The 15347-nt window shown below is 66.8% G+C and carries 14 protein-coding genes; 10 read left to right on the forward strand and 4 right to left on the reverse strand.

Annotated elements, in window-relative coordinates; genetic code table 11:
- Positions 1–3 precede the first annotated feature (3 nt).
- From VGB75_16330 to VGB75_16340, 3 genes are read left to right on the forward strand one after another with little or no spacing between them, the layout of a single operon-like run.
- Positions 4–786 carry an SDR family NAD(P)-dependent oxidoreductase gene (locus VGB75_16330; protein ID HEY0168613.1) on the forward strand — a complete coding sequence of 261 codons (783 nt, stop codon included), beginning with the start codon at positions 4–6 and terminating at the stop codon, positions 784–786.
- A gap of 39 nt (positions 787–825) precedes the next feature.
- Positions 826–1812: an aromatase/cyclase gene (locus VGB75_16335; GenBank protein ID HEY0168614.1), complete on the forward strand. Its 987-nt coding sequence runs from the start codon at positions 826–828 to the stop codon at positions 1810–1812.
- The gene (locus tag VGB75_16340) at positions 1809–2300 is read left to right on the forward strand and encodes a nuclear transport factor 2 family protein (protein ID HEY0168615.1); all 492 of its coding nucleotides are present in this window, start codon (positions 1809–1811) and stop codon (positions 2298–2300) included. The genes VGB75_16335 and VGB75_16340 overlap by 4 nt, the downstream gene beginning before the upstream one ends.
- Here VGB75_16340 and VGB75_16345 read toward each other — a convergent pair.
- On the reverse strand, positions 2280–3194 hold the full coding sequence (locus VGB75_16345; GenBank protein ID HEY0168616.1) for an MBL fold metallo-hydrolase: 915 nt from the start codon (positions 3192–3194) through the stop codon (positions 2280–2282). The two genes, VGB75_16340 and VGB75_16345, sit on opposite strands and share 21 nt — an antisense overlap.
- 329 nt (positions 3195–3523) lie before the next feature.
- On the opposite strand from VGB75_16345, the gene VGB75_16350 reads away from it, so the two are divergent.
- From VGB75_16350 to VGB75_16365, 4 genes are all read left to right on the forward strand, one after another.
- Positions 3524–4690, forward strand: a complete 1167-nt coding sequence (locus VGB75_16350; GenBank protein HEY0168617.1) for an acyl-CoA dehydrogenase family protein — start codon at positions 3524–3526, stop codon at positions 4688–4690.
- A gap of 208 nt (positions 4691–4898) precedes the next feature.
- Positions 4899–6185, forward strand: coding sequence for a beta-ketoacyl-[acyl-carrier-protein] synthase family protein (locus VGB75_16355; protein HEY0168618.1), 1287 nt, complete (start codon positions 4899–4901; stop codon positions 6183–6185).
- On the forward strand, positions 6182–7462 hold the full coding sequence (locus VGB75_16360) for a ketosynthase chain-length factor (GenBank protein ID HEY0168619.1): 1281 nt from the start codon (positions 6182–6184) through the stop codon (positions 7460–7462). Before VGB75_16355 ends, VGB75_16360 begins: the two co-directional genes overlap by 4 nt.
- A gap of 39 nt (positions 7463–7501) precedes the next feature.
- Complete coding sequence (locus tag VGB75_16365; GenBank protein ID HEY0168620.1) at positions 7502–9145, forward strand: acyl-CoA carboxylase subunit beta; 1644 nt, start codon at positions 7502–7504, stop codon at positions 9143–9145.
- 264 nt (positions 9146–9409) lie between these two features.
- Here VGB75_16365 and VGB75_16370 read toward each other — a convergent pair whose 3' ends face one another.
- Positions 9410–9676: an acyl carrier protein gene (locus tag VGB75_16370; GenBank protein ID HEY0168621.1), complete on the reverse strand. Its 267-nt coding sequence runs from the start codon at positions 9674–9676 to the stop codon at positions 9410–9412.
- A 521-nt stretch (positions 9677–10197) separates the two neighbouring features.
- Between VGB75_16370 and VGB75_16375 the strand changes: the two genes are divergently transcribed.
- Positions 10198–11001: an AfsR/SARP family transcriptional regulator gene (locus VGB75_16375; GenBank protein HEY0168622.1), complete on the forward strand. Its 804-nt coding sequence runs from the start codon at positions 10198–10200 to the stop codon at positions 10999–11001.
- Here VGB75_16375 and VGB75_16380 read toward each other — a convergent pair.
- The gene (locus VGB75_16380) at positions 10998–11750 is read right to left on the reverse strand and encodes a TetR family transcriptional regulator (protein ID HEY0168623.1); all 753 of its coding nucleotides are present in this window, start codon (positions 11748–11750) and stop codon (positions 10998–11000) included. The two genes, VGB75_16375 and VGB75_16380, sit on opposite strands and share 4 nt — an antisense overlap.
- A gap of 109 nt (positions 11751–11859) precedes the next feature.
- On the opposite strand from VGB75_16380, the gene VGB75_16385 reads away from it, so the two are divergent.
- Together VGB75_16385 and VGB75_16390 are read left to right on the forward strand one after the other, a co-directional pair.
- A complete protein-coding gene (locus VGB75_16385; GenBank protein HEY0168624.1) occupies positions 11860–12834 on the forward strand; it encodes a zinc-binding dehydrogenase in 975 nt (324 codons plus the stop codon).
- A 34-nt stretch (positions 12835–12868) separates the two neighbouring features.
- Positions 12869–14335, forward strand: coding sequence for an MFS transporter (locus tag VGB75_16390; protein HEY0168625.1), 1467 nt, complete (start codon positions 12869–12871; stop codon positions 14333–14335).
- A 487-nt stretch (positions 14336–14822) separates the two neighbouring features.
- Here VGB75_16390 and VGB75_16395 read toward each other — a convergent pair.
- On the reverse strand, positions 14823–15347 hold a 525-nt coding region (locus VGB75_16395; GenBank protein ID HEY0168626.1), incomplete at its 5' end, for a sigma-70 domain-containing protein.

The raw sequence follows: 15347 nt of genomic DNA on the forward strand, positions 1-15347 counted from the left end.
CATATGACTGCACAAAGCAAGGTCGTTCTCGTCACTGGCGGCACAAGCGGTATCGGTCTGGCGGTGACGCGCTTGCTGGCGGCGGCCGGACACCGAGTGTTCTTCTGCGCTCGCACCGCGGATTCGATCGAGTCGACGCTCAAGGAGCTTCGGGCCGAAGGCTGCGAGGTCGACGGCATGGTCGCCGATGTCCGCGACGGTGACGCGGTGCGCGAGCTCGTGGCCGCGACGGTGGCCGCGTTCGGGCCGATCGACGTGCTGGTGAACAACGCCGGCCGCAGCGGCGGCGGCGTCACCGCCGAGATCGCCGACGACCTGTGGTTCGACGTCATCAACACCAACCTCAACGCGGTGTTCCGGATGACCCGCGAGGTGTTGGCTCAGGGCGGGATGCTGACCAAGTCCTCGGGCCGGATCATCAACATCGCCTCGACCGGTGGCAAGCAGGGCGTGGTCCTCGGCGCGCCGTACTCGGCCTCCAAGCATGGCGTCATCGGCCTCACCAAGGCCTTGGGCCTGGAGCTGGCCAAGAGCGGTATCACAGTCAACGCCGTCTGCCCGGGTTACGTGGAGACGCCGATGGCCAGCCGGGTGCGTCAGGGTTACGCCGCGGCGTGGGACACCTCCGAGGACGACATCCTGACCCGCTTCAACGCCAAGATCCCGCTGGGCCGCTATTCGACTCCCGAAGAGGTCGCCGGCCTGGTGGGCTACCTCGTCTCGGACGTGGCGGCCTCCATCACCGCCCAGGCCCTCAACGTCTGCGGCGGCCTCGGTAACTACTGACGGCAATTGTTGTCCAACCACTGCACTGGAGGAACCCCGATGACCGACGACGCTCGTCGCCGCACGTCCCACGAAATGCTTGTCAACGCGCCGGCCAAACCGGTGTACGACCTGATCGCCGACGTGACGGGGTGGCCGGAGATATTCCATCCGACTGTCTACGCCCAGCAGCTGGAGCTGACCGGTGATCGTGAGCGGATTCGCCTGTGGGCCACGGCCAACGGAGAGGTCAAGACCTGGGTGTCCGGGCGGACCCTCACGCCGCAGGAGCTGCGGGTCGACTTCCGCCAGGAGGTGTCACAGCATCCGGTCGAGTCCATGGGCGGCAGCTGGATCATCGAAGACCTGGGCGAGCAGGGCTGCCGCGTGGTCCTGCTTCACGACTTCACCGCTGTCGGCGATGAACCTGAGAACGTCGCCTGGATCGAGGCCGCCATCGAGCGCAACAGCACTTCGGAGCTGCTGGGCCTGAAGACGGCGGCAGAGGCGATGGCAGACGCCGAGCAGCGCACGATCCGCTTCGAGGACTCGATCCTGATCGACGGAAGCGCCCAGGACGTCTACGACTTCCTCAACGAGGCCAAGTTGTGGTCGGAGCGGTTGCCGCATGTGGCGACGGTCGACCTGCGTGAGGACACCCCCGGTCTGCAGGTTCTGCGGATGGAGACCAGGACCAAGGACGGCTCGACCCACACGACGGAGTCAGTCCGGGTGTGCCTGCCGCACGAGAAGATCGTGTACAAGCAACTGGAGCTTCCGGCGCTGATGTCGCTGCACACCGGGCACTGGCTGCTGCAGCCTGAAGGTGAGCAGGTGCGCGCGACTTCGCGGCACACGGTCACCGTCAAGGAATCGAAGATCACCGCGATCCTCGGCCCGGACGCCGGTCTCGAGGAGGCCCGCAACTACCTGCGGACCGCCCTGAGCGGCAACAGCCTGGCCACGCTGGGACACGCCAAGAACTACGCCGAGGAGCGCGCCGGGCGGGCTTCGCGCAGCCCAGCCGGGACTGAGGCAGGCAGATGACCTCACCGGCGGCCAACCTCTCCTCAGAGGCGCAGATCTACTACGAGGTGCAGCAGTTCTACTCCCGGCAGATGCGGTTGCTGGACTCCGGTTCGGCCGAGGCGTGGGCTGACACGTTCACCGACGACGGCGTGTTCCATCAGAACGTGTCAGCGCCCCTGCACGGCCGCGCGGCGATCGCGGTGGCGGCACGCGCACGGGTCGAGCAGATCCAGGCCGATTCCAAGGTCCGACGGCACTGGCTGGGCATGCTCGAGGTCAATCCCCAGGCCGACGGGTCGGTGCACACCAGCTACTACGCCCTGGCCATGGCCACCCCCCGGGGGAAGTCGCTGCAGGTTTATGTCAGCACTGACAACCGGGATGTGCTGGCCAAGGAAGACGGTCACTGGCTGGTCAAGCACCGTTACGTCGAGCACGACGGGCGTGTGCCCGAGAACTCCCCGGTGAAGGCGGTGCCGGCGGCCTCAAGCCTGGCAGGCCGGTAACTTGCCGTGAAAGGCGATGATGTCGGCGAAGATCGCGTTGACATCCAGCGGCGCGCCGGGGGGCGCGCCGGCGGCCTCGGCGTACGCGCGGTGCAGGTTGCCGACTAGCCGTTCGCAGTCCAGGAGACCCGCGTAGGCGCCCAGATCCGCGTCGCGGGCCACCTCCAGTGGCGAGAGGCCCGCTGCGATCCCCGCTTCTGCCAGCTCCTTGGCCCAGCGCAGGTATCCCTCGGTGACGTCGAGCACCGAGGCGTCGGTGACGGGGCCGTGGCCGGTGACGAAGACTGCCGCGTCGAGTTCTCGCAGCCGACGCACCGCCTCCAGCGAGCCAGACAGCGATCCCATCGTCAGGAAAGGCGTGACACCCGACATCACCAGGTCGCCGGTGAACAGCACTCGGGTGTCGGGCAGCCACACCACGATGTCGGAACGGGTGTGGGCGGGACCGAAGGTCAGCAGTTCGGCCCGGATGCCACCGACGTAGATGGTGCTCGGCTCACGGATCGTCAAGGTCGGCAGCGCGACCTCGACCGCGCCCCAGCCGACATCGGGCCAGAGGCCTTGCATGTGCAGGCCGGCCGCGGCCATGTCCACCCTGGTGTCTTCGTGGGCCACGATGGTCGCATCCTGTGCGAAGACGAAGTTTCCGTAGGTGTGATCGCCGTGGAAGTGGGTGTTGACCACGACGTCGGGGCGGCGCGAGCTCAGCTTCATCACCGCCGACTCCAACCGCCGGGCCCGCTGTTCAGTGGCCGCGGTGTCGATGAGAGCCGTCGAGGAGCTGCCGACGATGATGCCGGCGTTGTTCAGGCACCATCCGCCGTCTGGTTGCAGGTAGGCGTGGACGCCGTCGGCGATCTCTTCGACGCGCGGTGCGAGGGCGCTGGAGGTCATGGTGTTCCTTTGCGGAGAGAGTGGGACACGAGCGCCTGCTGCCGTGGCGCACAGCTAGCTCCGACACTTCTCCTGCGCGCTGTAGCCGTGCTGGAAGCCGGGTCGACGCGTCTGCGGCTCGGTGGGGACGGGCGCCTCGATCCAGGCTGCCTCCAGACCTGCTTGAGCCGAATCCGCCAGACTGCCCGGGTGCTTGTGACGATGGCATCGACTGATTCCGATGCCGCTGAGGCGCCTAGCACAGCGATCGTCGCGCAGCCTTCGCCCGGACGGATCCCTCCCATGCCGCGGTCAGGCCTCATCCATCGACGCACTGAGAGGTGATCAGCGTGACCGAGCAAATTCTTGCCGATGACCACCTGGACTTGACTCCGCTTGCCTTGAGCCTCGCGGCCGCGGAAGCCACTCGATACGCAGAGCTCGCCGAAACGGAGCGCAAGCTGTCGCCGCAGGTCGTTGAGGCCATCGTCGAGGCCGGCGTGGTCCGTCATTTCGTCCCGAGCCGGTGGGGTGGCGCCGCCGGCTCCTTCAGTGACTTCTCCCATGCCATCGCGACGTTGGGCGAGGCCTGCGGTTCGGCGGCTTGGTGCGCTTCGGTCTTCGGCAGCGCGGCCCGGATGGGCGCCTTCCTTCCGATCGACGGCCAGCGCGAGCTGTGGGAGCGGGGACCGGATTCGCTGGTCGTGGGCGCGCTCGTGCCCGGCGGATCGGTCGAAGCGGTGGCCGGTGGTTGGCGGGTCTCGGGCAGGTGGCCCTTCACCAGTGGGGTGGATCACTCCGACTGGGCGCTGGTCTGCGGCTCCTCCAGCGGCGGTGACGACGACTTGGGCCCGAGGTTCTTCGCGGTGCCGCGTTCGGACTTCGGAATCGAGGACACCTGGTTCAACGTCGGCCTGCGCGGCACCGGGAGCAGCACGCTCATCCTGGACTCCGCGTTCGTGCCGGCTCATCGCAGCTTCCTTCGCTCGGACATGCAGGCTGGCAACAGCCCCGAGTCCACGGCGCGCTGTCACACGGTCTCGATCCGGGTCTTCGCCGGCCTGACTTTCGCCGCGCCGGCTCTGGGTTCGGCCCGAGGAGCGCTGGCGGCGTGGACGCAGGGGATGAGCACCCGGCGTGACGCCACCGGAAAGCCGATGGCCGATCGCAGCACCGTCCAACTGACCCTGGCGCGTTCAGCGGGTGAGATCGACGCCGCGGCGCTGCTGCTCGACCGTGTCGCGTGGGTCGCCGATCACGGCCCCGTCAACGCCGCGGTGATGGCTCGGTGCGGACGTGACTACACCCTGGCCACCGAGCTGCTGGTCGGCGCGGTGGAGCGGCTGTTCCGTTCAGAGGGCGCCAGAGGGCAGGCCGAGACCGGGCAGGTGCAGCGCGCATGGCGTGACGTGCACTGCGCCGCCGGTCACGTCGGGTTGCAGTTCGACACCGCAGGCGCCGCCTATGGGGCGGCTGAACTGGCCAGGGTGGCCGCCCTGGAGACGGCCGCGGGCTGACAGCTGCGCGAGCTAGGCCGGGCCGGGTCGGGGGTGGCGTGTGCGTGCGCCGCTCCGGTGTAGCCGACGTCACTTCACTGCGTGACCCCCGTGCTGCCGCGGCTGCGCCGCTGTCTCGATCGGTCGTTCCAGAGCAGTTCCAGCAGGGATATAGGAGTTAAGGCTTTGATGCGGATTCAGTGCTAATGCGTGACTCGGCGCCCGCGTTATGACGGAAGGAACGGTCGTGCATAGAAGAGTTGTCATCACTGGGATCGGCGTGACTGCGCCCGGGGGTACCGGGGTGAAGTCATTCTGGTCGTTGCTGACCGAGGGACGGACCGCCACCAGGCGGGTGACCCATTTCGACCCAAGCCCGTTCCGGTCGCAGATCGCTGCTGAAGCCGATTTCGACCCCATTCTGGAGGGCCTGGACATCCAGGAGTGCCGCCGGATGGATCGCGCGGCCCAGTTCGCCGTGGTGAGCGCGCGGGAAGCGGCAGCCGATTGCGGCATGGACCTGTCCGCGCTGGACCCGCATCGAATCGGTGTGACCATCGGAAGCGCGGTCGGCGCCACCACCAGCCTGGACCGTGAGTACAACATCGTCAGCAACAGCGGTTCCAAGTGGGTGGTGGACCACGAGTACGCGATCCCCAACCTCTACGACCACATGGTGCCCAGCTCCTTCGCGGCCGAGGTCGCCTGGTCGATCGGCGCTCAGGGCCCGGCGACCGTGGTCTCCACCGGATGCACCTCCGGGCTGGACTCGATCGGCCACGCGGTGGAGTTGATTCGCGAAGGCTCGGCCGACGTGATGGTGGCCGGGGCCACCGAGGCGCCGATCTCGCCGATCACCCTTGCCTGCTTCGACGCGATCAAGGCCACCTCGCCGCGCAACGACGACCCCGAGCATGCCTCCCGGCCGTTTGACCGCACCCGTAACGGTTTCGTCCTGGGTGAGGGCTGCGCGGTCTTCATACTCGAGGAGTATGAGAGTGCCCGAGCCAGGGGCGCCCGGGTCTACGCCGAGATCACTGGTTTCGCCTCGCGGTGCAACGCGTTCCACATGACCGGGCTCCGTCCGGATGGCCGTGAGTTGGCCGAGGCGATCCGGGTCGCCCTCGACGAGGCTCAGGTCAACCCTGACGCGGTCGACTACATCAACGCCCACGGTTCAGGGACCAAGCAGAACGACCGCCATGAGACCGCGGCGTTCAAGCGGTCACTCGGTGAGCACGCGCGCAAGGTGCCGATCAGCTCGATCAAGTCCATGATCGGTCATTCGCTGGGCGCTGTCGGCGCGCTGGAGATCGCCGCGTGCGCGCTCACGATCGCCACCGGCGTGGTGCCGCCCACCGCCAACCTGACCGAACCTGATCCTGAATGCGACCTGGACTACGTCCCCTTGACCGCTCGAGAGGTCGATGTCGACACCGTGCTCACTGTGGGAAGCGGCTTCGGCGGCTTCCAGAGCGCGATGGTCCTCACTAAGCCGGATGGGAATCGCGCATGACCGCCACCACGTCAACCCAAGCGTCGAGCAGCAGCCGGACGGCCTCCACCGCGTCGGCCGTCATCACCGGCATCGGGGTGGTGGCGCCGAACGGCTTCGGCGTGCAGGACTACTGGAAATCGGTGCTCGCCGGTCGCGGCGCCATCGGCCCGATCACCTCCTTCGACACCGCTTCCTATCCGGTCGTCCTGGGCGGAGAGATCCTCGACTTCGACCCCAAGGCCCATATTCCAAGCCGGTTGCTGCCCCAGACCGACCGGGTCACGCGGCTGTCACTGGTGGCGGCGGTCGAGGCGCTGGCCGACGCCGGCATGGCTGAGCCTGAGCTGCCCGAATTCTCAGCCGGTGTGGTGACGGCGAGCTCTGCCGGAGGCTTCGAGTTCGGCCAGCGCGAACTGCAAGCACTCTGGGGCAGCGGCAGCAAGTACGTCAGCGCCTACCAGTCCTTCGCCTGGTTCTACGCGGTGAACAGCGGCCAAATCTCCATCAAGCACGACCTTCGCGGGCCTAGCGGCGTACTCGTCAGTGACGACGCCGGCGGCCTGGACGCCATCGCGCAGGCGCGGCGTCAGGTGCGTAAGGGCTCGGGCCTGCTCATCACAGGCTCGGTGGACGGGTCGCTGTGCCCGTGGGGTTGGGTCGCGCAGATGGCGAGCGACCGGTTGTCAGCCAGTGACAAGCCCGAGGCTGCTTACCTTCCCTTCGACCAGCGGGTCAACGGCCAGGTGCTGGGGGAGGGCGGCGCGCTTCTGGTGATGGAGAACGCCGAGGTCGCGGCGGCTCGTGGGGCTCGGGCCTATGGCGAGATCGCCGGTTATGCGGCCACGTTCGACCCCCGTCCCGGTTCCGGTGGTGAGCCTGGCCTTCTGCGAGCCGCTCAGATGGCGCTGCATGACGCCGGGCTGGAGCCGAGTCAGATCGGCGCCGTGTTCGCCGACGCTTCAGGGGTGGCAGACCGCGACCAGGACGAGGTGCGTGCGCTGGTCTCGCTCTTCGGCGCTCGTGGTGTGCCGGTCACGGCGCCCAAGACGATGACGGGTCGGTTGGCCTCAGGCGGTGGGCCGCTGGACGTGGCCACCGCGCTGCTGTCCATGCGCCACGAATGCATTCCGCCGACCGTCAACATCAGCAGTCCCAGGTGGCCCGACGAACTCGACCTGGTGCGTGACACGCCCAGGCCGGCGCCGGGTCTGGCTGCTGTCCTGGTGCTGGCCCGCGGCTATGGCGGGTTCAACTCCGCGATTGTGGTGCGACGTTGTGATGATCAGGAAGGCTGACCCGGTGAGCGCTGCCGACCCAGGGCGCAGGGCGCAGCGATGACCTCGGTCGACAAGCGGATGCGCGCACCCGTCCAGCGGCACGGCGTTCCCGCCGGAGGCCAGCGGCCCGAGGATCCGGTGACCCGGATCAGTCAGATGCGGGAGAAGGTGGAGCACCTCCTGCTGCTTCGCCAAGAGGTTCACTCCGGTCCTCATGAGACGGCCACCCAAGCACAGCACGGCAAGGGCAAGCTGACCGCCCGTGAGCGTCTTGCCCTGCTTTTCGATGAGGGAACGTTCACCGAGATCGAAGCCATGCGCCGGCACCGCAGCACCAGTTTCGGCATGGACGCGCGTAAACCGCACACCGACGGCGTGGTGGTCGGGTGGGGTTTGGTCTACGGGCGAACCGTGTTCGCCTATGCGCACGACTTCAGGATCTTCGGTGGCGCGCTGGGCGAGGCGCACGCGGAGAAGATCCACAAGGTGATGGATCTGGCCTACTCCACCGGAGCGCCGATCGTAGGTCTGTGTGATGGAGCAGGCGCTCGGATTCAGGAGGGGGTCACAGCGCTGGCGGGCTATGGCGGCATCTTCCAGCGCAATGTCCGCAACTCAGGAGTGATTCCGCAGATCAGCGTCATCCTCGGCCCGTGCGCCGGAGGCGCGGCGTACTCGCCTGCTCTCACCGACTTCGTCTTCATGGTGCGCGAGATCTCGCAGATGTTCATCACCGGCCCCGACGTGGTCGCCGCGGTGACCGGTGAGGTGATGACTCACAACGAGCTCGGTGGCGCCGACGTGCACGCCGAGCAGTCCGGTGTGGCGGCGTTCGTCCATGACAACGAGGCCGACTGCCTCAGCGAAGTGCGTTACCTGCTGTCGCTGCTGCCGGCCAGCAGTCATGAGACGCCGGCTGTCCACCCGACTGCCGATCCGTCAGACCGCCGCACCGAGCGCCTTCTGGACATCGTTCCGGTCGAGGCGAATCGAATTTATGACATGCGCGCGGTTCTAGAGGAGATAGTGGACGACGGGGAGTTTCTCGAGGTCCACGAGCGCTGGGCGGAGAACGTCATCTGCGCCCTCGCCCGGATGGGCGGGCAGGTGGTCGGCATCGTCGCCAGCCAGCCCGCGAAACTCGCCGGCGCGATGAACATCGCCTCCAGTGAGAAGGCCGCGCGGTTCGTGCAAATGTGCGACGCGTTCAATATCGCTCTTATCACGCTGGTCGACGTCCCAGGATTTCTGCCCGGCGTCGAGCAGGAGCACGGCGGAATCATCCGACACGGGGCAAAGCTGTTGTACGCCTATTGCAACGCGACGGTTCCCCGCCTGCAAGTCATCCTGCGCAAGGCCTATGGCGGGGCCTACATCGTCATGGACTCGCAATCGATCGGCACCGACGTCTCCTTCGCGTGGCCGACGAACGAGATCGCGGTCATGGGCGCAGAAGCGGCGGCGAACGTCATCTTCCGTCGCGAGATCGAGCGGTCCGAGGACCCCGACCAGACCCGGCAGGAACGGCTACGCGAATATGAGGATGAGCTGATGCATCCTTATTACGCCGCTGAGCGAGGTCTGGTCGATGAAGTGATCGACCCGGCAGAAACCCGGGCACGGCTGATCGCGACGCTGCGCATGCTGAGCACGAAGCAGTCGACGCTGGATCACCGCAAGCACGGAAATCAACCTCAATGACCTCCGCCGACGGTGGGATCGAGGTGGTGTCGGGAAACCCCGACGACAGCGAGCTGGCTGCGGTGCTATGCGTCCTGCTCGCCGCGAGGGGCGGGCAGTCCCAGTCCGGCGGGGCTCTGGGCGAGGCAGTCTCGGCAACGCCCGCGGGCGGTGCGGGACCGCTGCCTCAGCGCCTGCTCTGGCGGATAGTTCACGCGGCCTCGCACCCCAGTGCCTCGGCCGGTTCGGCTTCGGGCACTGCGGTGCGAAGGCGGCGGCGCAGGCTCAGGACTGTTGAGCTGGAACACTCGACTTCGCGTTGACCAGCTCGATGAGGGCGTTGGGGGTCTCTTCCTCGCTCACGCTGTCGTCCTCAAGGCTCACGTCGAACTCCCGCTCAAGGCGACTGGCAGTCTCGAGCAGCGCGAGCGAGTCATAACCGAGGTCCATGAAGGTGACTTCGCCGATGTCACCGTTCAGGTCGATGGCCTCGTTCTCGCCAGCGCAGTCGCGCATGATCATGCGCAGTCGATCGAGAGTCAGGCTTGTCATATGAGAATCCTCCGATTTTTGCGCTGCGGAAGCGCAACGCAGACGTTGGTAAGCCTGCGACACTGGAGTCGGGAACGACTTGAGTGACGGTCGAGTTGCCCTGCGGTCACAGCTCGCCCGGTGACCGCAGCGTGAGCAAAAGCTGACTGCGTCAAATGCGAGTGTTATCTGCAGCACTTTAAGCGTCTATTGTCCATTTGGTTGAAATCCCGTAGGATACGCGGCAACGGTTTGAGCCGGTCATGCGCCGTCAGCTGCGCGTGATGGCACGAATTTGGCGCGCTTTTCGAAGAGTTCTCTACTCGCGCCGTGGTCGGTATTCGCTCTTACCACGGCGTAGCAAGAACAGCTGCTTCCCGCGCCAGTGCGCTGTCTGTTCCTGCACGCGAGATTCAGGTAAGAGGCGTTCACGCTCGCTCTCTTCCTACCTAGCACACCTGGCAACAGCCAGTCATTCGCGAAGTGGTCAGGTGCCACAGGAGCATCGGAGAAGCAGAGTGAAAGTCTCATTGCTAGGGCCCATGATCACCGACGGACCGGGCGACTTCGCCGCGCCCAGTGCCGCCAAGCCCAGGCAGATGCTCGCACTGCTGGCCTTGAACGCGCCTTCCATCGTGTCGGTCGGCTCGATAGTCGAAGAGCTCTGGTCGGAGTGGCCGCCGCCGAGTGCCCGGACCACGTTGCAGACCTACGTGCTCCAGCTGCGCCGGTTGGTGCGCGAGGGCAGCGCCGACCCGACCACCTGCGATCCTAAGAAGGTTCTGGTGACCCGGCCAGGCGGGTACCAGTTGATCCTGGAATCAGGCGGCCTGGACGCCGATGAGTTCGAGAAGCTGCGCCAGCGAGGTGTCGTGGCGTTCAGCTTCGGTCGTTACAGTGAGGCAGCGGAGATAATGGGTAGCGCGCTGGCTCTTTGGCGCGGCCCTGCTCTGGTCGACATAGAGCCCGGTCCGCTGCTGCTGGTCGAGATCACCCGGTTGGAAGAGAATCGGATGGCGGCCCAGGTGATCCTGATGGAGTCGATGTTGCAGCTGGGCCAGCATGCCGAAGTCACCGGCGAGCTGCTCGCTCTCAACCTGCAGCACCCCATGCGGGAGGACATCTGCGCGCAGGTGATGGTGGCGTTGTACCGGGCCGGCCGCAGGAGTGAGGCGCTGGACGGGTACCGGCGCCTGCACAAGCTGCTCGCCGAAGAGATGGGCTTGGAGCCGCCTTACCGAATCCGCGCTCTGCATGACGCGATCCTGCGAGAGGACTCCTCGCTCGATCTCGACAGCATGCTTGAGGTCGCTCAGCTGAGCTCGCGTCCCCAGCGCGGAGGCTAGGACAGGTCAGGGCGCTCGTTGGCCGCGGTAGCCCACTGCGCTCGGTAATTGCGCCAGCTGGGCGCTCGCGGCAGTGAGTGCAGCTCCGCGGCCTCTGGTCGCAGGCCGGCGAGGACCATTGTCAGGATTCGTTCGTGCCTGATGGCCTGTAGGTCTGACACGGTGTCGCCGTGGGACTGCGGCTCGGTGACCCGCTCACTCCGGCTGAACAGCTCAAGCAGTTGGTAGATGTCGACCGCGGTCACGTCAGGGCGAAGGGCGCCGGCCCGCTGGGTGCGCTTGACCAGCTTCTGTACCTTGTGATTGACCTGCTCGGCCGCCTGGGACATCTCCTCGCTCGCGGGTAGATGACCGGCGATCGGCCCGAACGCCCCAGCTCGGTGGGACACGCATCTGCGTACGAAGGCCTCGAATTTGTGCCAGTCGCTGTCGGCCGGATCGTTGAGGGCGGCTTCGGCCTCGGTCTTCATCTGCTGCAGTGAGAGCAGGCACAAGTGCCGAAGCAAGTCCTCCTTGCTGCCATAGCGCCGGTAGAGCGAACCCATGCCGACTCCTGCTCGCTGCGCGACCAGCGACACCGGCGCCTCCCAGCCCGCGGTGGCGAAAATCTCTCGCGCGGCCTCCAGGACTCGGGCGTCATTGACAGCCGCTTCTGCCTGGCGTCCTCGGAAGCGGTCGAGTGGCGGCTGCTCCGGTTGCTGGTCGATCAGGCCGGGGCGTGCTGTCTCGCTGCTGCTACGACGGGTCACACACCGAGTGTAGCCAGCGATCGCGGCGCTCATTGGCGCCTTTCAAACGGAGCGCTACACTCAGTTTATGAATCGGAGCAGAATGCTCCGAAAACAAAGGAGCCATTACATGCGCAGGATTCGCCTGACCCAGTTCGGGCCGCCCGATGTGCTCCAGCTCGAAGAGGTCGCCGATCCGACGCCTGGCCCCGGCCAGGTCCTGATCAACGTCGAGTTCGCCGGCGTCACCTTCGTCGAGACCCAGGTGCGAGCTGGGCGGCCGCCATGGTCCGGGCCGCTTCCGCCAACGCCCTACTTCCCGGGCAACGGAGTCGAAGGCGTCATCTCTGCGGTCGGCTCCGACGTGGACCCTTCCCTCGTCGGCAACCGGGTGGTGTCACCGACAGGTGGATCCGGTGGGTACGCCGACCGGGTGGTGGTCAATCAGGCCATGGTCATCCCGGTGCCGGACGCAACGCCGGCCGGTGACGCGGTGGCCCTGCTAGCCGATGGCCGCACTGCGTTGGCGGTGCTGAGGGCCAGCCGCCTGGCCAAGGACGAGGTCGTCCTGGTCACCGCCGCCGCAGGCGGCGTCGGCGGCTTGCTCGTCCAACTGGCGGTGTCAGCCGGGGCAAGCAGCGTTATCGCCGTGGCCGGCGGCCAGCGCAAGTGCGAGCACGCGAGCTCCCTCGGCGCGGACGTCACCATCGACTACCGCGAGCAGGGCTGGACCGAGCAGTTGAAGAAGACCGTCGAGGGCCAGGGCCTGAACGTGGTCTTCGACGGCGTCGGCGGCGAAGCCGGACGGTCGATCTTCGACATCGCCCCGCCCCTGTCGCGCATCAGCGCCTTCGGCATGGCCAGTGGTTCCTACACCGACGCCTCTGTGCGCGACATCGTATTGCGCGGAGTCACCGTCGTGGGTGGCGCGCAGCTGCGTTCACCCAGCGAGAGCAACACCCTGAGCGCTGCTGCCTTGGCCCAAGCCGCTGAAGGCCGGCTGAAGCCGGTCATCGGGCAGATCTTTCCGTTGGAACGCGCAGCCGATGCGCATGCTGCTGTTGAAGGTCGTGATGTCATCGGTAAAACGCTGCTTTCCTGCTAATCCCCCCCCGTCACCCCTTTCAACGGAGAACCCCTTGACCACCTCTGCCATGGACGCTACGGGCGAGACACCGCCCGAAGCTCCACCCTTTGTATGGACCGCCAAATACACCGGGGCGCTTTTCGTCCTGTGCCTGGCCCAGCTGATCGAGTCGCTGGACATCACCGTAGTGAACGTCGCCCTGCCTGCGATCCAGTCTGACGTCGGCTTCAGCGATAACACCCTGCAGTGGGTAGTCAGCGCCTACACCGTGCTCTTCGGTGGATTCCTGCTGTTGGGTGGGCGCTCTGGCGACCTGTTCGGCAAGCGCCGGGTCTTCACGACGGGCATCGCCGTGTTCGCGGTGGCCTCTCTGGTGACCGGCGTGGCCACCAGCGCTGGGCTGCTCACCACTGGACGTGCGCTGCAGGGCCTGTCGGCGGCGTTCGTCTCCCCGATGACCCTGGCGATGATCGGAGTCATCTTCCCTGAGGGCAAGGCTCGTAACAAGGCGTTCGGTGTCTGGGGAACCACGACCGGCATCAGCACGTCCGCCGGTGTGATCCTGGGCGGGCTGTTCACCAGCGGGCCCGGCTGGCGTTGGATCTTCTTCATCAACCTCCCGATCGCGTTGCTGCTGCTGTGGGGCGCCAAGCGTTACCTGCCGGCTGACGGAGAGCGGACCAGCGCCAAGGGCTTCGACATCCTGGGCGCCATCCTGGTGACGGCGGGCACAAGCCTCGCGGTGTATGCCTGCGTGCAGACGCAAGACCACGCGTGGGGCTCCACTCGGACCTTGAGCCTGCTGTTCATCGCGCTCCTGCTGTTGATCGCCTTCGTGGCTTACGAGGCCAAGGTCGCCAAGCAACCGCTGGTCGTCTTCTCCATCTTCCGGAGCCGGGCGGTGAGCGGCGCCAACGTGGTGGCGGTCTTCGTCGGCGCCTCGCTGCTGGCGATGTTCTACTGCCTGTCGCTGTACGAGCAGCAGGTGCTGGGCTACTCGGCGCTCAAGACCGGCCTGAGCTACCTCCCGCTGACCGGAATGCTCACCGCGTGCGCCTTCCTCGCGCCTGCTCTGATCCCGAGGATCGGCATCCGGGCCGTCATCCTGCTCGGCTCGTTGATCGCCACGGCAGGCCTCATCATGTTCGCCCGGATCACGCCCTCCGGCGGTATCTGGAACGACGTCATCCTGCCGTCGCTGATTGTCAGCCCCGGCCTGGCTCTCACCTTCATTCCCATGAGCATGGCCGCGGTCACCGGGGTGGCGCCAGAGCACATGGGCTTCGCCTCGGGCATGGCCAACGTCACCCGCACCCTGGGCAGCGCGATCGGGCTGGCTGTGATCGCGACTCTTGCCGCCACGAAGACGGCCGACAAGGTCGCTTCCGGCCAGAACGTCATCGACGCCACGTCGTCGGGGTTCACGCTCGGCTTCGCGGTGTGTGCCTGCCTCATGGCTGGAGCGGCCGTGGCCAGCCTGCTGCTGCCGGGCAAGCCGAAGGAGCAGGTCGCAAGCTAGGCCCAAGTCAGGCTGCGTTCCTGTTCGCAGCTCACTCACCGTCGGACCGTCGTGCGCTCGCGCACGGCGGTCCGACGCTGTTTCCCGGTGTGGAGAGCACCCCTACGAGGCAGCCGAGCGGGCGCTGTGGACTCCTGGCCGGCGCCGGCAGGTCGTGGCAGCACATGCCCAGCTCGGGGTCGGGCCGAGCGCTCCTGCTGTCGCTGGCCTGCGCCCGCGCGGGGGCGCGCTCCAGGACGTGGTCCTGCTCGCCACGGTCAGTCCCCGGCGCATGGGCGCCGGCTTGCTGGCGGCCTGGGAGGCAGGGCTGAACGCCACCGGCAAAGCCACTGTGGGGAGGAGTGGCAGCTCGCCTGGCTGAGCAGGCCAAGTCGCTACGGCCCTCTTGCCCGAAACGCCGAAGACCTCTCCACAGCCGGACACGGCATGGAGAGGTCTTGGCGTGGAGAGGTCGTCTCGGCGCTGCCGGCCCAGCTCAGTCGCTTGCCTAGTCCAGGTAGTCGCGCAGCACCTGGGACCGGGACGGGTGACGCAGCTTAGACATGGTCTTGGACTCGATCTGGCGAATCCGCTCACGGGTCACGCCGTAGACCTGGCCGATCTCGTCCAGGGTGCGGGGCTGGCCGTCGGTGAGCCCGAACCGGAGCTTGACCACGCCCGCCTCCCGCTCGGACAAGGTGTGCAGCACCGACTGCAGCTGGTCCTGGAGCAACGTGAACGACACCGCGTCCACCGCGACCACGGCCTCGGAGTCCTCGATGAAGTCACCGAGCTGGCTGTCGCCCTCGTCGCCGATGGTCTGGTCCAGGCTGATCGGCTCGCGGGCGAAGCGCTGGATCTCCAGGATCTTCTCCGCCGTCACGTCCATCTCCACCGCGAGCTCCTCGGTGGTGGCCTCGCGGCCCATCTCCTGGAGCTTCTCCCGCTGGATGCGGCCGAGCTTGTTGATGACCTCGACCATGTGCACCGGGATGCGGATGGTGCGGGCCTGGTCGGCCATGGCGCGGGTGAT

Origin of the sequence: Jatrophihabitans sp. (assembly GCA_036399055.1) — a bacterium.
Taxonomy (GTDB): domain Bacteria; phylum Actinomycetota; class Actinomycetes; order Mycobacteriales; family Jatrophihabitantaceae; genus Jatrophihabitans_A.